This window comes from Catelliglobosispora koreensis DSM 44566 (assembly GCF_000379685.1).
Lineage (GTDB): Bacteria > Actinomycetota > Actinomycetes > Mycobacteriales > Micromonosporaceae > Catelliglobosispora > Catelliglobosispora koreensis.
This window is the reverse complement of sequence record NZ_KB903252.1, coordinates 20838-41725: the sequence shown is the minus strand read 5'-3', so window position 1 is coordinate 41725 and position 20888 is coordinate 20838. Positions and strand designations below refer to the sequence as shown.

Genomic DNA, 20888 nt, shown 5'->3' with positions numbered 1-20888 from the left:
GGATAACCAGCCCCCTCGTCCTACTGTCGTAATTAGACCATCTTGCGCAGCACGTAGTGCAGGATGCCGCCGTGGCGGTAGTAGTCAGCCTCACCGGGAGTGTCGATGCGCACAACCGCGTCGAACTCCACGTTGTCGGCCTTGACCCGCACCGTGCGTGGCGTCTGGCCATCGTTGAGCGCGGTGACGCCGGTGATCTCAAACGTCTCCGAGCCAGTCAGGCCAAGCGAATCGGCGGTCTGCCCAGCCGGGTATTGCAGCGGCAGCACGCCCATGCCGATCAGGTTAGAGCGGTGGATCCGTTCGTAGGACTCGGCGATGACGGCCTTCACACCAAGCAATGCCGTTCCCTTGGCGGCCCAGTCCCGTGACGAACCAGAGCCGTATTCCTTGCCAGCGAGGATCACCAGTGGTACCCCTGCGGCTTGGTAGGCCTGTGAAGCGTCGTAAATGGACTCTTGCGCCCCGGTGAGGTGGTTGCGCGTGAAGCCGCCTTCCACCCCCGGCACCAGCTGATTGCGCAGCCGGATGTTGGCGAAGGTGCCGCGGATCATCACCTCGTGGTTACCCCGGCGGGAACCGTAGGAGTTGAAGTCCTTGCGGTCGATGCCGTGATCGGTGAGGTAACGCCCAGCGGGGGAGTCCGCCTTGATCGAGCCAGCCGGCGAGATGTGGTCGGTCGTGACCGAGTCACCAAGCTTGGCCAGCACCCGCGCGACGTGAATGTCGGTGACCGGTGCCGGTTGCGGGGCCATGCCCTCGAAGTACGGGGGCTTGCGCACATATGTCGACGAGGTATCCCACGCGAACGTGTTGCCGGTCGGCGTCGACAGGTTCTTCCACCGGTCGTCGCCCGCGAACACGTCAACGTAGCCCTTGGCGAACATTTCGGCGTTCACCGCACCGTTGATGGTTTCCTGGATCTCCTGCGGCGTCGGCCAGATGTCGCCGAGGTAGACCGCGTTGCCGTTCGGGTCAACGCCCAGCGGTTCACGGGTCAGGTCGAGGTCCATCGTGCCGGCGATCGCGTAGGCGACGACCAGCGGGGGCGACGCCAGGTAGTTCATCTTGACGTCAGGCTGAATGCGGCCTTCGAAGTTGCGGTTTCCACTCAGGACAGACACCACCGCGAGGTCGTTCTGGTTGATCGCGGTACTGATCTCGTCGTTGAGCGGGCCCGAGTTTCCGATGCAGGTCACGCAGCCATAACCGACAAGATGGAAACCCAATTTTTCGAGGTACGGCGTGAGCCCGGCCCGCGCGTAGTAATCGGTGACCACTTTGGACCCTGGGGCGAGTGTCGTCTTGACCCACGGCTTCGCGGTCAGGCCGCGTTCGACGGCCTTCTTGGCGAGCAGGGCCGCACCGATCATGACCTGCGGGTTGGAAGTGTTGGTGCAGCTCGTGATCGAGGCGATCACCACGGCACCGTGATCGAGGTGGTAAACCGTCCCATCCGGCGCGGTGACCGGGGTCGGGTTGGTCGCCCGCATCTCCGTGTGCGTTGGTGAGTCCGAGGCGGGGAAGCTTTCCAGCCCAGACTCGTCCACGCCATCGTCCTTGACGTAGTCAGGGAGCGAGGCGCGGAAGGCGGTCTTGGCATCGGTCAGCGAAACCCGGTCTTGTGGGCGCTTAGGCCCGGCGATGCTCGGCACCACCGTGGACAGGTCCAGCTCGAGGTATTCCGAATAGGACGCTTCCACCGACGGGTCATGCCACAGGCCCTGCTGCTTGGCGTAAGCCTCGACCAGGGCTAGCTGCGCTTCACTACGTCCCGTGAGCTTGAGGTAGGTGATGGTTTCCTGGTCGATCGGGAAGATCGCGCAAGTCGAGCCGAACTCAGGGCTCATGTTGCCGATCGTGGCCCGGTTTGCCAGGGCGACGCTGGGGACACCCGTGCCGTAGAACTCGACGAACTTGCCCACCACACCGTGCTTACGCAACTGCTCGGTGATGGTCAGCACGAGGTCGGTCGCGGTCGCGCCGGGGGGCAGTTCGCCGTGCAGCTTGAAGCCGACCACTTTGGGGATCAGCATGCTGACGGGCTGTCCGAGCATCGCGGCTTCGGCCTCGATGCCACCGACACCCCAGCCGAGTACGCCCAAGCCATTGACCATGGTGGTGTGCGAGTCCGTTCCCACGACCGTGTCGGGGTAGGCCTGGCCGTCGCGCGGCATGATCACGCGAGCGAGGTGCTCGATGTTGACCTGGTGCACGATGCCGGTGCCCGGCGGCACGACCTTGAACTCGTTGAAGGCGGTCTGACCCCAGCGCAGGAACTGATAGCGCTCCTGGTTGCGGCCGTATTCGATCTCAACGTTGCGCTCGAAGGCGTCGGGGCGGCCGAACACGTCCGCGATCACGGAGTGGTCGATCACGAGCTCAGCAGGCGCGAGCGGGTTCACTTTGGACGGATCTCCGCCCAGGTCCCGCACGGCTTCACGCATGGTGGCCAGGTCAACGACGCAAGGCACACCGGTGAAGTCCTGCATGAGCACACGGGCCGGCGTGAACTGAATCTCAACGCTTGGCTCCGCCTTGGGATCCCACGATCCGAGGGCGCGAATGTGATCAGCCGTAATGTTCGCACCGTCCTCGGTGCGCAAAAGGTTTTCCAGCAGGATCTTCAAGCTGAAGGGGAGCCGGTCGTGCCCCTCCACTTTGGAGACCTCAAAGATCTCGTAACTCGCGTCACCGACGCTGAGCTGGCTCTTGGCACCGAAGGTGTCGAGGCTCGCCACGGCCTACTCCTAACGCTGTTGCCCGATTTTTCTAAACCGTACGTCCGTCTTGTTAAAATCGCAACCTGCATGACAGACTTCCCACATGTTGCACCACGTACAGATTGCCTGCCCGGCCGGGACCGAGGATGCACTTCGCGAGTTCTACGTCGGTGTTCTCGGAATGACGGAAAAACCCAAGCCGCCCGTCCTTGCCGTTCGTGGCGGGTGCTGGTTCACCGATGAGTACGGAAGTGAGCTGCACCTAGGCGTCGAGGAAGACTTCCGCCCGGCTCGCAAGGCTCATCCCGCCCTGGGCCGTCCCGACTTGGATTCCCTGGCTTCCCGCCTGGAAACCGCTGGATATCCAGTAGTTTGGGCAAATGACGAGATCGGTATGCGCCGGTTTCACACGAATGATTGCCATGGCAACCGCATAGAGTTTGTGGAATGTTGAATCTTCAACTATAGTAGGCCGTATGCCAGCAGTAACCGTGGACAACCCGCTGATCCTGCCGCGTCTGCCTGAGCCAGGGGAGGCCGCGCGTGATCGCGCCGTCACGTCCGTGACGACCGCACCCACGGGTTTCGAGGGCGAAGGTTTCCCTGTCCGGCGGGCGTTCGCCGGGGTGGACCTGCGTGATCTGGACCCGTTCATTCACATGGACCAGATGGGCGAAGTTGACTACGCGCCGGGCGAGCCCAAGGGCACGCCATGGCACCCGCACCGTGGGTTCGAAACCGTGACCTACCTGATCGACGGGACTTTCCGTCATCAGGACTCCAATGGCGGCGGTGGGCTGATCACCAACGGCGACACGCAATGGATGACCGCTGGCAGCGGCCTGCTGCACATCGAGGCTCCGCCGGAGGAGCTGGTCATGTCGGGCGGGCTCTTCCATGGCTTCCAGATCTGGGTGAACCTGCCCGCTCGCCTGAAGATGACCGACCCGCGCTACCAGGACATCCGGGCGGGCCAGGTCTCGCTACTGTCCTCTCCGGACGGTGGGGCACTGTTGCGCGTGATCGCCGGTGACGTTGCGGGCTTTGAAGGTCCGGGCGTTACACACACGCCAATCGCCTTGGTGCACGCGACTTTGTCGCCCGGTGCGCAGTTGCGGCTGCCTTGGAACCCCGGCTTCAACGCTCTCGTTTACACGCTCGCCGGCAGCGGCACCGTGGGGCCACGCAAGGTGGACGTCCGGCTGGGACAGCTAGCCATGTTCGGCACCGGTGACGTGATCACGGTTCAGGCGTCGGCGAAGGAGCCGATTGACGTGCTCATCCTGGGCGGTCAGCCGATCCGTGAGCCCGTCATGGCCTATGGCCCGTTCGTCATGAACACGCGCGCGGAACTTGTGCAGGCTTACGAGGACTTCCAGGCCGGCCGGCTGGGTGTTATCCCAGCAGAACCGCACCCGGGGCACGACGTTCTCTGATCGTTCACTTATCAGGGCATGGACAAAACGGACTTAAGACTCATAGCATCGGGATAGTGTCGCAATCCCCCGCGACCCCTTCCCGGAGGTGAGTTCCGTGGACCTGCTCGGTGGCTTACTAGGCCTTGTCGGTGACCTGCTCGGAACAGTGCTTGACCTAATCTTCGGCGGCTTGCCGCTGCCTGAGCTGCCAGGTGTTCCAGGCGCACCAGGGGTTCCCGGACTGCCTGGAGTTCCCGGATTGCCTGGCGTGCCAGGGGTTCCGGGCCTGCCTGAACTCCCTGGTGTGCCGGGGCTGCCAGGTGTTCCTGGACTGCCCGGCGTGCCCAGCCTGCCGCCGGTCGTCCCCAGTCTTCCGGTGCCCGGCTTGCCCGTGCCCAGCCTGCCTGTTCCTGGCCTCCCGGTCCCCGGGTTGCCGGAACTACCACTCCCGCCCCTTCCTCCTGGCGGCTGATCGTTCCTCCATCTCGGGGCTAACCTGCTGTCGCGGCACCGGTTAGCCCCGTCTCCTATGCTCTGGCGCTAGGCGGCCGGGCACTGTCCGCCGGTGTCCGCCCGCCCGCCGGTGTCCGTCCGTCCGCCCGCCGGTGTCCGTCCGTCCGCCCGCCGGTGTCCGTCCGTCCGCCCGCCGGGCGCTGCCCGCCCGCCCGCCCGCCGGGCGCTGCCCGCTGCCCGCCGGTGTCCGCCCGCCGGGCGCTGCCCGCCGGCCGGTGTCCACATTGGACTCCAAGTGATCCACATCCCGCCCGACGTGATCAAATCGCCTTTCGATCACGTCCCAGCGGATGTGGATCACGGATAGGGATGTGGATCAACACCAAGTCAACACCGTCCAACCCGGGGCGCTGCCCGGCCAGTACCGTGGGCGTGTGCAGGTTGGAGTGGTGTTCCCGCAGACGGAAATCGGCGCCGATCCCGTGGTCATCCGCGCCTACGCGGCGGCTGCTGAGGAGCTGGGCTACCAGCACATCCTCGCCTACGATCACGTGCTCGGCGCTGATCCAGAGCATCATCCCGGCTGGGACGGGCCCTATGACGTGGACAGCACGTTCCACGAACCGTTTGTCCTGTTTGGATACTTGGCCGCGATCACGGGACTGGAGCTGGTCACGAGCGTGATCGTGGCACCGCAGCGGCAGACAGCCCTGCTGGCCAAGCAAGCCGCGCAAGTCGACATTCTCACGGGCGGGAACTTCCGGCTCGGCGTGGGGCTCGGCTGGAACAAGGTGGAATATGACGCGCTGGGCAAGGATTTCACCAACCGCGGCAGGCGCCTGACGGAGCAAGTCGAGTTGATGCGCCAGCTCTGGACGCAGCGGACTGTCACGTTCACGGGACGATACGAACAGGTGACCGGTGCGGGACTGGCGCCGCTTCCGGTGCAGCGCCCGATTCCGGTGTGGATTGGCGGAGGTTCCGAACCGGCTCTCAAACGCATCGCCAAAATCGCCGACGGATGGTTCCCGCCCTATCAGCCGGGGCCCAAGCTCAGTCACGCCAAAGAGGTGCTCGAAGCAGCTGGCCGTGATCCTAAAACCCTTGGCATGGAAGGCCGCGTGGGCGTGACCCGGGGCGCCGAAGCGGCCGCGGAGGCGGTCACGAATTGGGGCCTCGCCGGTGCCACTCACGTCACGGTCAACACCATGGGCTTTGGAGCGGTGGGTGTGGACTCCCACATCGCCGCTCTCGCGGAGGTCGCTCACCTCATCGGCCTGCCGACCCGCGAGATCAGCTGAGTGCCTCTATGTAAGCAGAGCAAAGGCGTCCCGCGAAGCAGTTAACGCTGCGCGCAAAGCGGAAGACGCAAAGGCCCGCACCGGGCGAACCGGGCGCGGGCCTTTGGCGCTAACGGTCAGCCGGGCAAGCGGAGACCGAGCGAACGCTGAGTGCCAAGCCAGGTCTCGACATCGTCTGCCTTACGGGGCAAGCCGTCTGACAGGATCTTGCAGCCGTCAGCGGTCACAAGGACGTCGTCCTCGATGCGAACGCCGACGCCGCGCAGCTCCGCCGGGACCAGTTCATCCTCGGGCTGGAAGTAGAGCCCGGGCTCGTTGGTCAGGACATAGCCCTCTTCGAGGGTGCCGTCGCGGTATTTCTCCGGGCGGGCGCCAGCGCAGTCGTGAACATCGATGCCGAGCATGTGCCCGAAGCCGTGCAAGGTCCACCGCCGGTAAAGGACGGAGTCCTTCTCCATGGCTTCGTCCACGCTGACCGGCAGGATGCCAAGGCCGTGCAGGCCTTCGGCCAGGACACGCATGCAAACCTGGTGCACATCAAGGAACTTGACGCCCGGTTTGATGTAGTCCATTCCGGCCTCCTGCGAGGCGTACACGATGTCATAAATATCGCGCTGAGCTTTGGTGAAACGGCCGGAAACCGGCAGGGTGCGGGTGACGTCGGCGGTGTAGAGATTGCGTCCCTCAACGCCCATGTCGGCCAGGAGCAGGTCGCCCGGGGTGATCTGGCCGTCGTTGCGGATCCAGTGCAGGATGGCCGCGTGCGATCCGGCGCCAACGATGGAGCTGTAGCCCACGCCATTGCCGTCGTGCCGTGCGCGCAAACCGAAGATGCCTTCGACGAGCCGTTCTGAAACAGCCCGGTCGGCGGGCAGGATTCGCGCGACGTCCTCGAAGCCGCGCACCGTGGCGTCAATCGCGTCCTGGAGCTGGGCGATTTCCCACGCGTCCTTGACGAGCTTGAGTTCCGAGATCACCGCGGCCAGTTCGTCATCGCGCTCCGCCGTGACCTGGCGGACCGCCTGGTCGACGCGCTTGTCGAAGCCACGCAGGACCCGGGCCCTAGCTGGGGCAAGGTCATCGAGGATGGCCCACAGCTCGTCGAGGTGCGCGCACTCGATGCCCAGCTCAGCAGATTTCTCCTTGAGCGTGTGCCGGCGGCCGATCCACAGCTCGCCGTAGACCCGGTCCTTGAAGAACTCGTCAGTGTCACGCGGGGAGCGCGGCCGCATGTAGAGCGTGGCCGCGCCGCCGGGGCGCAGGACCAGCACACTTTCGGGTTCGTGCTCGCCGGTCAGGTAGACGAAGTCGCTGCCCGGGCGGAAAGGAAAGGCGGTGTCGTTGGCCCGCACCATTTCATGACCACTCGGGATGATCAGGGTTTCGCCCGGGAACGCGGCAGCCACCGCGGCCCGCCGCTGAGCGTAGTTGGACGCCTCGGGTGCGAGCGTTACCGCAAGCTCGGTATCGCGCCACCCAGTGCGCATGAACTCTAGGAACTTGGCCGGGTAGGCCGGGTCGTGTGACTCAGTTCCCTCACTGCCGGAATTTTGTCCCGGCTGACTTGCAACCGCCATGACTCCTCCACCGTTTTAAGAAAGAGCTTACTGCGGCGTTATTTGTGGGAGGATGGGCCAGTGTGCGGCATCTTAGCGTTTTTCAGTAGTACTGGGACGGTTGGCGGCTTTCCGGCGAGGATTGCGGAAGCCCTTGAGCAGCTGCATCATCGGGGTCCGGATGACACCGGGGTCCAAGTTGTCGATGAGGATGTCGTCTTCGCGCACAAGCGGCTGTCGATCATTGACGTCGATTTATCCAAGGAACCCTTGCCTTACCTGGACAGATACCTGCTCACGTTTAATGGCGAAATATACAACTATCTCGAATTAAGAGAGGAGTTGATCCGCGACTTCGGCGCGGAGTTCGCTACCAACGGCGACGGTGAGGTTGTTGTCGCCGGATTCCACCACTGGGGCGAGGCCGTTCTGGATCGCCTGCGGGGCATGTTCGCGTTCGTGATCTGGGACCGGCAGCAGCGGAGGGCTTTCGGGGCGCGGGATCACTTCGGTATCAAGCCCATGCACTACCTGCAGACTGCTGACGGTCTGTTCCTCGCCAGCGAGAAGAAGGCACTGCTGCCTTTCTGCGACGGCGAAATCGACCCGGTGCAGCTGTCGCACCTGCTGACGTTCCAATACGTTCCGGAACCGGCGACCCTCCACAGTGGAATCAAGCGCATCGGCGCCGGTGAGTCCCTCACCTGGGAACCCGGTGGCACGATGGCGATCCGGCGCTACTTCCGGCCGATCTTCCACCCGACCCCGATGGAAGACCACCAGCGGATCTTCCACGAGATCAAGGAAACACTGCGCGAGAGCGTCAAGATGCACATGCGCTCTGACGTGCCCGTCGGTGCTTTCCTGTCCAGCGGGATCGACTCAACTTCCGTTGTCGCGCTGGCCCGTGAGTTCAACCCGGACATCCTGACGTTCACGGTCGGGTTCGATGTGGACGGTTACTCCGAGATCGATATCGCGCAGGAATCAGCCCGCCACCTGGGCGTCACGACGATCCCGACGAAAATCAACGCGTACGACATGATGGAAGCCCTGCCCCGCATCGTCTGGCACCTTGACGATCCGGTCGCGGACCCCTCGCTGGTTCCGCTCTATTACGTCGCCAAGACGGCGGCAGAGCACGTGACGGTGGTGCTCAGTGGCGAAGGCGCCGACGAGTTCTTCGGTGGCTATCTGATCTACCGCGAGCCGTTGTCCCTGGCCATGCTCACGCGACTGCCGAGCCCGATGCAGCGGGGTTTAAGAGCCGTTTCAAAAGCCATTCCCCAGGGTGTACGAGGTAAGTCGTTCCTGGAACGGGGAACCACCCCGATCGAGGAGCGGTTCAGCGGCAACGCGCGCATCTTCGCCGCCGATGACGAGATCCGCCGTCTGCTCAAGCGCAACTCCGGTGGAGCGCGCTACACCGACATCACCCGCCCCTACTACGCCGAGGCCGCGGCTGACGGTCTCGATGACGTGACGAAGATGCAATACGTCGACATGAGCACGTGGCTGCGCGGGGACATTCTCGTCAAGGCCGACCGCATGTCGATGGCGCACTCGCTTGAACTGCGCGTGCCGTTCCTCGACCGTGAGGTGTGGGCGGTGGCGTCGAAACTGCCGCAGGCGCTGAAGGTGCCGCCGGGTTCACGCACGACCAAGTGGGCGATGCGCCAGGCGATGGCACAGGTCGTTCCGCCAGCGATCGTGAACCGGCCCAAACTCGGGTTCCCGGTGCCGACGCGGGTGTGGCTGGCGGGGGAGATGTACCAGTGGGCACGCGACATCCTGCACAACTCGGGTGCCGGTGACCTGCTCGATCTGTCCTATGTGGACGAGTTGCTGCGCGATCACAAGGCTGGCCGTGCCGACAACTCCCGCAAGATCTGGACCGTGCTGGTGTTTTGCGTGTGGCACGCGATCTTCGTCACGAAGACGCTCGACCCAGGCATCACCCGCAACGCCTCAGCCTTGCTCACTAAACCGCCAGTGAACCGTCCAGCTGAGCAAACCCTCGCCTAACAGCGATCTCCGAAGCGAACGGCGCGGCGGCGGCGATCCGGGCAACCGGGGCGCCGTCGGCGTGCCCTTCGCGGATGAGCCAGTCGAGCCGGGTCAGGTCGTCGTGCTGTCGCTTGACGAACTCCCTATCGCTCACGGAACCGTGGCCGGGCACGACGACGGTCTCGTTGGTGCAGAAGGAAAGCAGCGCGGCGAGAGTGTCCGGCCAGTCCAGCGGGTAGGCGTCCTCAAAAGACGGTGGGGCGTCCTGCTCCGTGAGGTCGCCGGTGATGAGCACGTTGCCCGTGCGGACGACCAGGTCGCCCGCTGTGTGGCCACGCCCGTGATAGCTGAGCGTCACGTCGCGGCCGCCCAAATCCAGCACCTGTGCCGTGCGCACGAGCCGATCCGGCGGGCGGATCACGACGCCTCCGAGATCGATGCCGTATTCGGCCTCCCACTTGAGCCGCCAGTGCTCACCACGATCGGTCAACTCGGTGGCGCAGGATGGGTGTCCCCAGATCGCCGTGGCAGGCATGGTCGCGTTGCCAAAGGTGTGGTCGAAGTGAAAGTGCGTATTGACAACGGAAAGCGGAGCCGACGTGATGTCGCGGACTTCGGCCAGCAGATCGGCCGCTTGTTCCGGAGTGGACAGTGTGTCCACGAGCAGTGCCGCTTCCGTGCCCGTGATCAGAGTGACATTGATGTTGAACTGCGGGTGCGCGAGCACGTACACCCCATCGGCGATCTCGCTGAAGGCGGTCATAGCCGGTCCAGGAACTTCTGCCGGTCGACGACGACCCTGTGCACGACACCTTGGGCGGCAAGGGTTTCACCGTCGGTGAGACTGACCTCGAAGGTCAGCTTGCGGCCGTCGGCTTCGGTCAGGGTCGCGGTCGCCAGGACGGTGCGCCCGACCGGGGTCGCCGCTTTGTGGTCCAGCTCGACGCGCGTCCCGACGCTCGTCTGGCCATCCTGCAACGCGGGAGCGATGGCGGCGACCGTCGCCTCCTCGGTGAGCGCGACCACGCGTGGTGTCGCCAGCACGGGAACGTCGCCTGAGCCTAGCTCGATCGCGGTGTCGGCGCTGGTCACGGCTAGCGCGACGGTGGCGGTCAGGCCCGGGGCGAGCGGTGAAGTCATGCCATTCAGCCTAATGGAGCGGCTGTTCGGAAGTGTTCGAGGTTGTCCGGATGCCTTGCCGAACAGGGCTTGTGCCGCGACATTCGTAATACGGCTCTGCCAGCCGGCCAGCCTATCCGACCGCCCGCACCACGGGGGATACGCAGGCGCTCGGGGGTAGCCGCGGCTCCGGTCCAACCTCTTCCTGCCTGGCTGGACCGGAGCCGCTCTAGCTTGCCGCCGAACGAGCGGTGAAGGTGCGGCGTTCGAGTTCGTCGACCCAGGCATAGGCCTGTTCGAGCGTCCGGTGTGGAGCACTGACCGGGGTTCCGCCCGCGACATCGGCGTGCACGGTCGCCAGGCCAAGCCGCCGTTGCAGAGGTCCCTGCGTGATGCGGATGCTCTGGATGCGTTCGTAGGGAACCATCGTCAGGGTGCGGGTCACCCGGCCGTCGACACTGCCGAACACGTGCTCGGTCAGGCCAGCGGCCAGGACGCGGGAGCGGAACGGGGCGATCCACTTGGCGCGGGGCACCACCGTCGTGAAAGGAAGGTTCGAAGGGTCGGCGCCAGGCACCGCTAGCGGAACGATCTCGTGCGCTTGAGCCAGCGTGGCGACGGGCAGCAGGCGGTCCGTTTCGGCTTTGCGGCCTTCTTCAGCGGACGAACTCTGCCCAGCGACCGCCATCGTCACGCGCAGCCAGCCCTTGAGGCGCCACAGGAACGGCCAGGTCACCGTGACCGATTGAATGCGGCGAATGGGTACCGTCTGGCTCCGTGTCGTGAGCAGGCCATGCTTGATACGCAACTTGCCGTCAGGCGTACGCCCGAGGCGGAAGTCCCAGAAGTTCAGCGTCCGCATGATCGGCGTGAAGATAGTGGCCGCGGCCGCAGTGATCATCGAGGCGATGGAGAAGAAGCTGAAGTCCTCGTTGAAGACCAGCTGGCCGACGATGTAGAGCACCGCGATCGGCGTGAGCAGCACCGGAGGCGTCAGCAGCTGGCTGATCACGACATCGTTGTTGTCCACGCGAAGCACCGGCTCGGCCGCCGGCTCCTCTGGAGCCTGCGTGGCGCCGCCGGCCCCGGCGGACAGGGCTAGCAGCTGCGCTCTTAGCGCCCGGGCTTGCGCCAGCGGAAGGTAAGCCAAGGGCGCCTCGGCCTTCTGCGTCCCCGCGACGTCCAGTTTCAGCTCAGCGAGCCCGAATGGCTTGGCCTGAAACGGCTGCACGACTTCGATCGCCTGCAATCGCTCCAACGGCACCGTGCGCACGCGCCGCGACAGCACGCCTTCGTAGATCCGCAACTCGCGCCGCGCGACCTCATATCCCGTGAAGCGCCACGCCACAGCCGAGTAGGCCAGCAGCACGACCATCAACCCGGCCACGAGCAGCAGCCAGCGGCCAAAGTCGAGCTGTTCCAGCGTGCGCCACGACATGGCGACGACAGCCAGGATCAGCAGCCGGAGTCCTTTGAGGACAGGGCTGATCGGGTGCAGCCGTTGCCGGCCCGCCCCATTCGCCGGCACCTCCCCGCCAGGCCCAGTGCCGCCCGGACCTTGCGTGGCAAGCGTTCCCGGAACCGCACCAGCCGCAGTTGCGCCACTTGCCGAGGACGGCGGGCTGAAGGCCGCTGGCTCCGAAGTGGACGGCTGTTCGCTGGAAGCCGGTAGCCGCGCGCCGGTCGCCGTCGCTGGGCTTGTGCCGGAGGCTGACGGGGTGCCCGGAGCTGACGGGCTTCCCGCGTTTGGCGGCTGCGTGCTGGAGGTGGGTGGGGCGTCCTCAGCCGACGGGGTGCCCGGTGCCGGCGGGGGTTCGGTGGTCATAGGCCCTCGCCGATGTCGTCGCCTAGGGCGGCGAGGCGGTCACGCAAGCGGGTCGCCTCGGCTGGTTCCAGGCCCGGGATCGTGGCGTCGCTGGCGGCCGCGGCGGTGTGCAGGCGGACCGTGGCGATGCCGAAGGCCCGCTCAAGCGGTCCAGCTGTCACGTCGACGAACTGCATGCGGGCGTAAGGAACGATGGACAGCCGCCTGATCATCCGGCCGTGGCGGACGAGCAGGTCACGCTCGCGTTCGGCGTAGCCGTAGGCGCGGACCGCCCGCACATCGACGACAGCGCCGATGATGTTGAGTACCAGAACCGCGGCACCGGCCGCTAGTGACCACCACGATTCCCAGATCAACCAGGTCGTTAATGCCACCCCGAGCAGGATCACGAGCCAAATTGCTCGCTGGGTCAGCTCAGAGGCGATAAGCCGGGAGGAGACAGGCCGCCATTGGACGGTTTGTGGCCACGGGTCGAGCGCGCTGAGCGAAGGTGAATCCACAACCTCGACTGTAGAGGATCAGGTCCGCGCGACCGTCTCGCGCAGGAACCCCCGCGCCTCAAGAAATGCTGAAAGGCTCGCGCGGTGCTCGTCGCAGGCCAGCCAGATCTTGCGCCGCTCCGGGGTGTGCAGCTTGGGGTTGTTCCAGTGCAGTTCCCAGGTCGCGTCGTTGCGGCAGCCCTTGCTCGAACAGATCGGATCCACGACGGTCAGCCTAGGGCAACAAAAAACCGAGCCGGCCGGCTCGGTAAAGGTGTGGCGTGCCGGGCGGCCACGGGGGAAGCCGCCCGGCAACGCGGAAATATTAACCACGGGTCCGCCGGAAACGAAAGGGGGGTGAGCCCCTCCGTTTGGCTGATTTTGTGTAACTGATCCATTTCTGAGAGTAGCGACTGGAGCGAATCGCCTCATTTCAGGACGTACTATGCGAGGCTGGTTATCAACTGTCCGCTGTGGAGGACGTTCTGGAGGACTTGATGACCACTCTCGCGGAAAACCCCCTGCCCGCACCGGCGGCTGACGCGACAGTGCTCGAAAAGGCGATCTTCGAGACGAAGAAGGTCATCGTCGGCCAGGACCGGTTGGTGGAGCGGATGTTCACCGCGCTGCTCGCCAGAGGGCACTGCCTTTTGGAAGGTGTGCCGGGAGTCGCGAAAACCCTTGCCGTGCAAACGGTCGCTGAGGTTTCGGGGGGATCGTTCGCCCGCATCCAGTTCACGCCCGATCTCGTGCCGTCGGACATCGTCGGAACGCGTCTGTACAGGGATGGTCAATTTGATGTCGAGCTCGGCCCGGTCTTCGTCAACTTCCTGCTCGCCGATGAGATCAACCGCGCCCCGGCGAAAGTGCAGTCGGCGCTGCTTGAGGTGATGGCCGAGCGGCAGGTATCGCTCGGTGGGCGCACCCACCCGCTGCCCGACCCGTTCCTGGTGATGGCGACCCAGAACCCGATCGAGCAGGAGGGCGTCTATCCCTTGCCGGAAGCCCAGCGCGATCGCTTTCTTTTGAAAGTGCTCGTTGGGTACCCAACAAGCAGTGAAGAACGAGAAATCGTATACCGGATGGGAAGTTCGGCACCGCGCGCCACCCCGGTCCTGACTTCGCCCGAGCTCGCGGCGCTGCAGCAACGCGCCGACAACGTGTTCGTGCACAACGCTCTCGTCGACTACGCGGTGCGGGTGGTGCTGGCGACACGGGAGCCGGCGGAAAACGGCCTGGCCGATGTGGCCCCGCTGATCCAATACGGCGCTAGCCCACGGGCGTCGCTCGGTCTCGTGCGCGCGACTAGAGCACTAGCGTTGTTGCGCGGCCGCGATTACGCGCTGCCGCAAGACGTCCTCGACATCGCGCCCGATGTGCTGCGGCACCGGCTCGTCCTGAGCTACGACGCGCTCGCCGACGACATCGCCCCGGACGCCATCGTCGAACGCATCCTCGCCGAAGTCCCGCTGCCCGCGGTCACTCCCCGCCAGCAATCATGACTTCCGCAGTCCTAAACCGGTTGCAGCTCAAGGTTTCCCGGCGGCTTGACGGACTCTTGCAAGGGGACTACCTCGGGTTGCTTCCCGGGCCGGGCAGTGAGGCGGGGGAGTCGCGTGCCTACGTGCCCGGAGACGACGTGCGCCGGATGGACTGGCCGGTCACGGCACGCACGACCGTGCCACATGTGCGCCTGACCGTCGCCGACCGGGAACTGGAGACCTGGCTAGCCGTGGATCTGTCGCCCAGTCTGGCTTTTGGCACCGCGAAGATGCTCAAGCGGGACCTCGCGCTGATCGCGGTGTCAGCGATGACGCAACTGACGATCCGTGGCGGGAACAGGGTGGGCGCCGTGATCGGTTCGTCGTGCGTTCCGGCCAGGGGAGGGCGCGGTGCATCGTTGCGCATCTTGAAGACGGCCGCGGGTTATGACGGACCGTTTCCGGAGCTGGCGGTTCTCGTGGACGCGCTGAACCGCCCGCCGCGCAGGCGCGGTCTTGCCGTTGTCATCTCGGACTTTCTTGACCAGGACTGGGAACGCCCGCTGCGCAAGCTATCGGCCCGCCACGACGTGCTCGCGATCGAGCTGACCGACCCGCGTGAGCTAGACCTGCCTGACGTTGGGGTGCTGGAACTTGTCGATCCCGAGACGGGGAGCGTCCATTGTGTCCAGACGACCCCCTCGTTGCGTGAGCGTTATGCCGTGGCTGCCCGCGCGCAGCGAGCGGCTATCGCGGAACGTATTCGGGGGTCGGGCGCACGGCACCTGAGGCTTGGCACGGATGGGGACTGGCTGGCCAGCATGGTGAAATTCGTTGCCGCGCAACGGCACCGGCGGAGGCAAAGATGATGCGATTTCTTGAGCCGCAGTGGCTGGCCGCGCTGGTGCCCGTCGCGGGACTGGCCGCAGGCTATGCGTGGCGTCAGCGGACCAGACTCAAGACAGCGGTCCGTTTCTCCAATGTGGAGCTGCTGAAAAGCTTGGTACCAAAGGGAATTGGCTGGCGGCGTTACCTTGCCGCGGGAGTGTTCCTGACCGGGCTCGTCTCGCTCGTGTTCAGTCTCGCCAAGCCCGCTGTGGACATGGAACGGCAGCTGGAGCAGGCGACCGTCGTGCTCGCTATCGACGTGTCACTGTCGATGCAGGCGGCTGACGTCGCGCCGAGCCGCATCGAGGCGGCGCAGCTGGCGGCTAAACAGTTTGTCGCTGAGCTGCCCGCCAAGTACAACCTCGGTCTGGTGACCTTCGCACGGACTGCTCAGGTCTTGGTGTCGCCCGGGTCGGACCGGCAGGCGGTGCTGGACGCCCTCGACACGCTGGAGCTCCAGGAGGCGACCGCGACCGGGGAAGCGGTGTTCACGTCACTCGACGCGATCAGAGCCGTGGAAGACGGTGTGCCAGCACGGATTCTGTTGCTGTCAGACGGATACCGCACCTATGGCCGTGAGGTTGAGGAAGCGGCGGCGGCCGCGTCGGAGGCCGGCGTGCCGGTGTCGACCGTCGCCTTTGGGACGGATGAGGGAGTGGTCGACATCGCCGGGCAGATGCAGCGGGTGCCGGTGGACCGGATGGCCCTCGCCGGACTGGCCGAGACGACGGGCGGGTTCTTCTACGAGGCGGCGACCGCTGATGAACTCAAGCAGGTCTACAAAGACATGGGATCGTCACTGGGCAAGCGCCTTGTGCCAGTCGAGCTGACAGCCTGGTTCGCGGCGGCGGCACTGCTGCTGACGTTGCTATCCGGCGTGTTCAGTCTGCTTTGGACCCCACGAATCGTTTGATCCACACCGGCTAGTGGATGTGGATCAAACGGTTCGCTGTCTATGTGAAGGCATAGCTGGCTCCTCAGCGCGTGCTGACGAGCATGAAGATCGCGACGACCCAGGTGGCCGCGAGGGTGAAGCCCAAGGGGGCAACGTAACGGTTCATGGCACACACTCCAGTGGCGTTCTGTCAGACACCGCCGCTACGGGCGGAAATAGGCAGGGTGGCGCGTGTCAGAAGAAGACGCACCGACTTCGCACACTTGAAGTCACGACCAGGCGGCTGTCGCCAAGAAACGGTTACTCAGCGCAGCGGACTAGATGCCCGGCCATGACTAGGAGGATCGCTATCTCGCATAGCGACTCACCTCCTTGGGCCGGGTTGGCTGAAACCTGTTGGATGTTACCTTACCGGACTCTAGTGTCCACTTCGCCTGTTCGGGCATATCCACAACTACGCCCGGTTACCAAGGTGGCGCCGGCTTGTAGGACCTCTACAACTTCTTTAGGCGGTTTTCGGTAAAGGGCGGTGGCGTGCGGCGGCCGGCGGGAGTCATAGGGTGAGCGGGTATCCCATGACGGAACGCGACAGGAGCTTAAAAGTGGCCCGTACCGTGCTCGTGACCGGTGGCAACAGGGGCATCGGCCTGGCTATCGCCCAGGCCTTCGTCAAGCAGGGCGACCGGGTGGCGATCACCCATCGCGGCACCTTCGATCAGAGCGCGGCCCCGGAGGTCTTCGGGGTCACCTGTGACATCACGGATAGCGCGGCGGTCGATGCCGCGTTCACCACGGTCGAAAATGAGCTGGGCCCGGTCGAGGTGCTCGTGGCCAATGCCGGGATCACCGACGACACCTTGCTGCTGCGCATGTCAGAAGACCAATTCACCCGCGTACTGGACACGAACCTCACCGGCGCCTTCAGGTGCGCCAAGCGGGCGAGTTCCAAGATGCTGCGGGCGAAGTGGGGTCGCATGATCTTCATTTCGTCCGTGGTGGGCCTGTCTGGCGGGGCAGGACAGGTCAACTACGCGGCGAGCAAGGCCGGCCTCGTCGGGATAGCGCGGTCGATCACGCGGGAGCTGGGGTCCCGCAACATCACCGCCAACGTGGTCGCTCCCGGATTCATCCAGACCGATATGACGCATGTCCTGTCGGACGACCGCAAGGCCGAGATCCTCAAGAGCATTCCGGCTGGCCGCATGGCCACGACCGACGAAGTGGCCGCCGCGGTGACGTGGCTGGCCAGTGACGCCAGCGCCTACATCAGCGGCGCGGTAATTCCCGTCGATGGCGGCTTGGGCATGGGTCACTGAAAACCGAACGCTTACAGGAGAAAAAGTGCTGTTAGAAGGTAAGAGCGTCCTGGTCACAGGCGTGATCACAGAGCAGTCGATCGCGTTCAACGTCGCGAAGCTCGCGCAGGAGCAAGGCGCGAAGGTCGTGCTGACCGGCTTCCCGCGAATGTCGTTAGTGGAACGGATCGCCAAGCGCCTGCCGCAGGAAGCCGCTGTCCTCGAACTCGACGCCACGAACCCCGAGCAGCTTGGCTCGCTGGCCGACCGGGTGCGCGGTGTCGGGTTCGACTCGCTTGACGGTGTCGTGCACGCGATCGCGTTCGGGCCGCAGTCCGTGCTCGGCGGCGGTTTCCTTGACGCACCGTGGGAGGACGTTTCGAAGGCGGTTCAGGCGTCGACCTACTCCTACAAGGCGCTGGCCATGGCCACGCTGCCGCTCATGGAGAAGGGCGGCTCGATCGTCGGGCTGACTTTCGACGCGAGCATCGCCTGGCCTGTTTATGACTGGATGGGTGTGGCGAAGGCGGGCCTCGAGTCGACGTCGCGCTATCTCGCTCGTTACCTGGGCCCCAAGGGCATTCGCAGCAACCTCGTTTCGGCCGGCCCGCTGCGCACCATGGCAGCCAAGTCGATCCCCGGTTTCGAGAAGTTCGAGGAGTCGTGGGTGGAACGCGCCCCGCTCGGCTGGGCGCTCACGGACACTGAGCCGACCGCTAAAGCCGTAGTCGCCCTGCTGTCGTCCTGGTTCCCGGCGACGACCGGCGAGATCATTCACGTCGACGGGGGCTACCACGCCGTAGGTGCGTAGTCTGGCAACTATGTATGACGCGTTCCTGCTGCTTTCTTTTGGCGGGCCGGAGCACCCCGATGAGGTGCTCCCGTTCTTGCGGAACGTGACCAGAGGACGAGGTGTCCCGCCGGAGCGGCTGGCCGAAGTGGCCGAGCATTACATGCGCTTCGGCGGGGTGTCACCCATCAACCAGCAGTGTCGTGAGCTGGTCACGGCCATTCGCGCCGACTTCGTCGCCCACGGCCTGGAGCTGCCCGTCTACTGGGGCAACCGCAACTGGAAGCCGATGGTGGAAGACACCCTGGCGCAGATGCGTGATCACGGTGTGCAGCGGGCACTGGCGTTCGCCACGAGCGCGTATGGCTCGTACTCCTCGTGCCGGCAGTATTGGGAAGACCTCGACCGTGCGCGGCGGGCCGTCGGCGAAGGTGCCCCGGTCGTGCACAAACTGCGGCACTTCCACGATCACCCGGGCTTTGTGGAGCCGTTCGCTGACGCTGTTCGCACGGCTTTCCGCACCCTGGACCCCGACGCCCCCACCCGGCTCGTGTTCACGGCACACTCCATTCCGCAATCCATGGACTCCTCGAGCGGACCGGACCACAACCACCGCTACTCCCGGCAGCTGACCGAAACCGCGGGGCTGGTCGCGAGCAGGGCGATGTCGCATGTGGACTGGGATCTGGTGTGGCAGAGCCGCTCGGGCGCCCCGGGCACGCCGTGGCTGGAGCCCGACATCAACGACCACTTGAACCAGCTGGCCAAGGAAGGTGTCGCGCAGGTGGTGGTGTGCCCGATCGGGTTCGTGTCCGACCACCTGGAAGTCATTTGGGATCTCGACGAGGAAGCCGCGGCGACGGCCCGCCAGCTGGGCATGGGGTTCGCGCGGGCGAAGACTCCAGGCACGGATGCGAGGTTCGTCACGATGGTGCGCGAGCTGGTGCAGGAACGGGTCCAGCCGACTGATGCGGGGCGGCGTCAGCTGGGTACCCTCGATCATTGGGATTTTTGCGCCAGCCAATGCTGCCCGGCGCCGGCTCGCAGAGGAGTGGTCGCGCAATGACCAGGCAAATCGAAGCATGGCTGACCGATATGGACGGTGTGCTCATGCACGAGGGAGTGCCGGTTCCTGGCGCGCCCGAGTTCATCAACCGGCTGCGGGCGACCGGCAAACCGTTTCTGGTCCTGACGAACAACTCGATCTACACACCGCGCGACTTGCACGCGCGACTGACGCGGATCGGCTTTGACCTGCCGGAAACAGCGATCTGGACCTCGGCGCTCGCGACCGCGCAGTTCCTGGCCGATCAGCGCCCCGGCGGAAGTGCTTACGTCATTGGTGAAGCCGGCCTGACCACGGCATTGCACGGCGCTGGCTACATCATGACGGACTTCGATCCTGACTATGTCGTGCTGGGGGAGACCCGCAACTACAGCTTCGAAGCGATCACGACGGCGATCCGGCTCATCTCCAAGGGAGCCCGTTTCATCTGCACGAACCCTGACGTGACCGGCCCATCAAACGAGGGTCTGCTGCCTGCGGCCGGCTCTGTCGCGGCGATGATTACCAAGGCCACGGGCATCGAACCGTATTTTGTTGGCAAGCCCAATCCGATGATGATGCGCTCGGCGCTGGACCGCATCGGCGCGCACTCGCGCACCGCGGCCATGATCGGCGACCGCATGGACACGGATGTCCTGTGTGGACTGGAAGCGGGCCTGCACACCATCTTGGTGCTCACCGGAATCGCGACCAAGGCCGACGTGGAACGCTTCCCCTATCGCCCGTCCCGGGTGATCTCGTCGGTGGCGGATCTTCTCGACGAGGTCTAGCCGTTATTCGAGCGGCGAGTTGCAGGCCGCGACGATCGCCTCACGGCACGCCGTCGCGAGTGGACGGAGGGCTTCTTCACGCTGGCGCATCTCCAGTGTGTTGAGCGCTCCGCCGGGCGCGGCCTGATTGGCCAGCGACAGCACGCGGTCAAGCACGCACGCCCGCGCGTAAAGCCGGCGGGCCCGGGGCGCGAATCCAGCGGGCAGATCGCTTTCCGCCGTGGGCTTGCGGATCGCTTGCAGCGCCCCGGCCAGCTCAGGCCGCCACTGCGCCACATCAAGGCGAACCAGGGCCGCGGTGGCTTCAGCCAGTGCCAGGCTGAGAGCACCGTCGGCTTCATTCACCGCCGGGGGTACGCCGTGAGGCGCCTGTGGCAGCTCGAACGCATGCCATTGGACAGTCGTGAACGTGTCGCCCGATCCAGACGTGTGCACACGCTCTTCTGGGACGAAGCCCAGGCGGCTGGCGACGACGGCTTCACCGGACAGGAGGGCCCGTTCGGTGAACGGGCCGGGGCCGGGAAGACCACGCGGATCGCCTGGCACGGGCAGCACGAGACGGATCTCGTCGGGGTGGAGTTTGGCCAGGCTGGGCAGGGCTTTCCGCAATTCGGTCTCGCGCCAGGTGCCGGGAAGGCCTTCGACATGCTGTTCCGGCTCGGCAGCGGTTAGCGCGTCGACAGCTTCGTCGAACGACACCTGCCCGGCGCGCCAAGCCCTTGCCCAGCTCACCAGCCGGGCCGACCTGCGCGCGGTCAGGGTCACCGCGTGCGCTGTGGGGGACATGCCAGCAAGAGTACGTGCCGCGCAACCACTTGTCGC

General features: G+C 65.2%; 20 protein-coding genes. 12 read left to right on the top strand and 8 right to left on the bottom strand.

Annotation, left to right across the window (positions count from 1 at the left end; translation table 11 throughout):
• Window positions 1-32: 32 nt before the first annotated feature.
• Window positions 33-2741 (bottom strand): aconitate hydratase AcnA, encoded by a 2709-nt coding sequence (gene acnA, locus A3E1_RS0112430; protein ID WP_020521093.1) that lies wholly within the window; start codon window positions 2739-2741, stop codon window positions 33-35.
• A gap of 85 nt (window positions 2742-2826) precedes the next feature.
• Between acnA and A3E1_RS46045 the strand changes: the two genes are divergently transcribed.
• The 4 genes from A3E1_RS46045 (at window position 2827) to A3E1_RS40010 (ending at window position 5895) form a co-directional block, all read left to right on the top strand.
• Entirely contained in the window at window positions 2827-3177 is a 351-nt protein-coding gene (locus A3E1_RS46045; protein ID WP_020521092.1) for a VOC family protein, read from the top strand.
• Between the two features lie 22 nt (window positions 3178-3199).
• Complete coding sequence (locus A3E1_RS0112420; protein ID WP_020521091.1) at window positions 3200-4159, top strand: pirin family protein; 960 nt, start codon at window positions 3200-3202, stop codon at window positions 4157-4159.
• Between the two features lie 97 nt (window positions 4160-4256).
• Window positions 4257-4613, top strand: coding sequence for a hypothetical protein (locus A3E1_RS46040; protein ID WP_157631481.1), 357 nt, complete (start codon window positions 4257-4259; stop codon window positions 4611-4613).
• Between the two features lie 415 nt (window positions 4614-5028).
• Window positions 5029-5895 carry an LLM class F420-dependent oxidoreductase gene (locus A3E1_RS40010; protein WP_040390811.1) on the top strand — a complete coding sequence of 289 codons (867 nt, stop codon included), beginning with the start codon at window positions 5029-5031 and terminating at the stop codon, window positions 5893-5895.
• Window positions 5896-6011: 116 nt separating this feature from the next.
• On the opposite strand, the gene A3E1_RS0112410 is transcribed toward A3E1_RS40010, so the two are convergent.
• On the bottom strand, window positions 6012-7472 hold the full coding sequence (locus tag A3E1_RS0112410; protein WP_020521089.1) for an aminopeptidase P family protein: 1461 nt from the start codon (window positions 7470-7472) through the stop codon (window positions 6012-6014).
• Between the two features lie 60 nt (window positions 7473-7532).
• Here A3E1_RS0112410 and asnB point away from each other — a divergent pair, with 60 nt between their 5' ends.
• The gene (asnB, locus tag A3E1_RS0112405) at window positions 7533-9476 is read left to right on the top strand and encodes an asparagine synthase (glutamine-hydrolyzing) (RefSeq protein WP_020521088.1); all 1944 of its coding nucleotides are present in this window, start codon (window positions 7533-7535) and stop codon (window positions 9474-9476) included.
• On the opposite strand, the gene A3E1_RS0112400 is transcribed toward asnB, so the two are convergent.
• The 5 genes from A3E1_RS0112400 to A3E1_RS0112380 all read right to left on the bottom strand — a co-directional run bounded on the left by A3E1_RS0112400 (window position 9433) and on the right by A3E1_RS0112380 (window position 13106).
• The gene (locus A3E1_RS0112400; protein ID WP_020521087.1) at window positions 9433-10221 is read right to left on the bottom strand and encodes an MBL fold metallo-hydrolase; all 789 of its coding nucleotides are present in this window, start codon (window positions 10219-10221) and stop codon (window positions 9433-9435) included. The two genes, asnB and A3E1_RS0112400, sit on opposite strands and share 44 nt — an antisense overlap.
• Complete coding sequence (locus A3E1_RS0112395; protein ID WP_020521086.1) at window positions 10218-10598, bottom strand: thioesterase family protein; 381 nt, start codon at window positions 10596-10598, stop codon at window positions 10218-10220. Before A3E1_RS0112395 ends, A3E1_RS0112400 begins: the two co-directional genes overlap by 4 nt.
• A gap of 208 nt (window positions 10599-10806) precedes the next feature.
• Window positions 10807-12402 carry a PH domain-containing protein gene (locus tag A3E1_RS0112390; RefSeq protein ID WP_020521085.1) on the bottom strand — a complete coding sequence of 532 codons (1596 nt, stop codon included), beginning with the start codon at window positions 12400-12402 and terminating at the stop codon, window positions 10807-10809.
• Window positions 12399-12902, bottom strand: coding sequence for a PH domain-containing protein (locus A3E1_RS0112385; protein WP_020521084.1), 504 nt, complete (start codon window positions 12900-12902; stop codon window positions 12399-12401). The genes A3E1_RS0112390 and A3E1_RS0112385 overlap by 4 nt, the downstream gene beginning before the upstream one ends.
• 18 nt (window positions 12903-12920) lie before the next feature.
• Window positions 12921-13106: a hypothetical protein gene (locus tag A3E1_RS0112380; RefSeq protein WP_020521083.1), complete on the bottom strand. Its 186-nt coding sequence runs from the start codon at window positions 13104-13106 to the stop codon at window positions 12921-12923.
• A gap of 272 nt (window positions 13107-13378) precedes the next feature.
• On the opposite strand from A3E1_RS0112380, the gene A3E1_RS40005 reads away from it, so the two are divergent.
• The 7 genes from A3E1_RS40005 to A3E1_RS0112340 all read left to right on the top strand — a co-directional run bounded on the left by A3E1_RS40005 (window position 13379) and on the right by A3E1_RS0112340 (window position 20066).
• A complete protein-coding gene (locus A3E1_RS40005; RefSeq protein WP_040390797.1) occupies window positions 13379-14383 on the top strand; it encodes an AAA family ATPase in 1005 nt (334 codons plus the stop codon).
• Window positions 14380-15231: a DUF58 domain-containing protein gene (locus A3E1_RS0112370; protein WP_020521081.1), complete on the top strand. Its 852-nt coding sequence runs from the start codon at window positions 14380-14382 to the stop codon at window positions 15229-15231. Before A3E1_RS40005 ends, A3E1_RS0112370 begins: the two co-directional genes overlap by 4 nt.
• Window positions 15228-16163: a VWA domain-containing protein gene (locus tag A3E1_RS0112365; RefSeq protein WP_026208353.1), complete on the top strand. Its 936-nt coding sequence runs from the start codon at window positions 15228-15230 to the stop codon at window positions 16161-16163. Before A3E1_RS0112370 ends, A3E1_RS0112365 begins: the two co-directional genes overlap by 4 nt.
• 584 nt (window positions 16164-16747) lie before the next feature.
• The gene (gene fabG, locus A3E1_RS0112355) at window positions 16748-17461 is read left to right on the top strand and encodes a 3-oxoacyl-ACP reductase FabG (protein ID WP_020521079.1); all 714 of its coding nucleotides are present in this window, start codon (window positions 16748-16750) and stop codon (window positions 17459-17461) included.
• A 25-nt stretch (window positions 17462-17486) separates the two neighbouring features.
• Window positions 17487-18251 carry an enoyl-ACP reductase FabI gene (gene fabI / locus A3E1_RS0112350; protein ID WP_020521078.1) on the top strand — a complete coding sequence of 255 codons (765 nt, stop codon included), beginning with the start codon at window positions 17487-17489 and terminating at the stop codon, window positions 18249-18251.
• Window positions 18252-18261: 10 nt separating this feature from the next.
• Window positions 18262-19296, top strand: coding sequence for a ferrochelatase (locus tag A3E1_RS0112345; protein ID WP_020521077.1), 1035 nt, complete (start codon window positions 18262-18264; stop codon window positions 19294-19296).
• Complete coding sequence (locus tag A3E1_RS0112340; RefSeq protein ID WP_020521076.1) at window positions 19293-20066, top strand: HAD-IIA family hydrolase; 774 nt, start codon at window positions 19293-19295, stop codon at window positions 20064-20066. The genes A3E1_RS0112345 and A3E1_RS0112340 overlap by 4 nt, the downstream gene beginning before the upstream one ends.
• Window positions 20067-20069: 3 nt before the next feature.
• Here A3E1_RS0112340 and A3E1_RS0112335 read toward each other — a convergent pair whose 3' ends face one another.
• Window positions 20070-20852, bottom strand: a complete 783-nt coding sequence (locus A3E1_RS0112335; protein WP_020521075.1) for a hypothetical protein — start codon at window positions 20850-20852, stop codon at window positions 20070-20072.
• Between the last annotated feature and the right edge of the window lie 36 nt (window positions 20853-20888).

Coding starts and splice junctions, on each gene's coding strand:
- A3E1_RS46045 (WP_020521092.1), top strand. CDS start 2,827: ATGTTGCACCACGTACAGATTGCCTGCCCGGCCGGGACCGAGGATGCA.
- A3E1_RS0112420 (WP_020521091.1), top strand. CDS start 3,200: ATGCCAGCAGTAACCGTGGACAACCCGCTGATCCTGCCGCGTCTGCCT.
- A3E1_RS0112410 (WP_020521089.1), bottom strand. CDS start 7,472: ATGGCGGTTGCAAGTCAGCCGGGACAAAATTCCGGCAGTGAGGGAACT.
- A3E1_RS0112400 (WP_020521087.1), bottom strand. CDS start 10,221: ATGACCGCCTTCAGCGAGATCGCCGATGGGGTGTACGTGCTCGCGCAC.
- A3E1_RS0112395 (WP_020521086.1), bottom strand. CDS start 10,598: ATGACTTCACCGCTCGCCCCGGGCCTGACCGCCACCGTCGCGCTAGCC.
- A3E1_RS0112390 (WP_020521085.1), bottom strand. CDS start 12,402: ATGACCACCGAACCCCCGCCGGCACCGGGCACCCCGTCGGCTGAGGAC.
- A3E1_RS40005 (WP_040390797.1), top strand. CDS start 13,379: ATGACCACTCTCGCGGAAAACCCCCTGCCCGCACCGGCGGCTGACGCG.
- A3E1_RS0112370 (WP_020521081.1), top strand. CDS start 14,380: ATGACTTCCGCAGTCCTAAACCGGTTGCAGCTCAAGGTTTCCCGGCGG.
- A3E1_RS0112365 (WP_026208353.1), top strand. CDS start 15,228: ATGATGCGATTTCTTGAGCCGCAGTGGCTGGCCGCGCTGGTGCCCGTC.
- A3E1_RS0112345 (WP_020521077.1), top strand. CDS start 18,262: ATGTATGACGCGTTCCTGCTGCTTTCTTTTGGCGGGCCGGAGCACCCC.
- A3E1_RS0112340 (WP_020521076.1), top strand. CDS start 19,293: ATGACCAGGCAAATCGAAGCATGGCTGACCGATATGGACGGTGTGCTC.
- A3E1_RS0112335 (WP_020521075.1), bottom strand. CDS start 20,852: ATGTCCCCCACAGCGCACGCGGTGACCCTGACCGCGCGCAGGTCGGCC.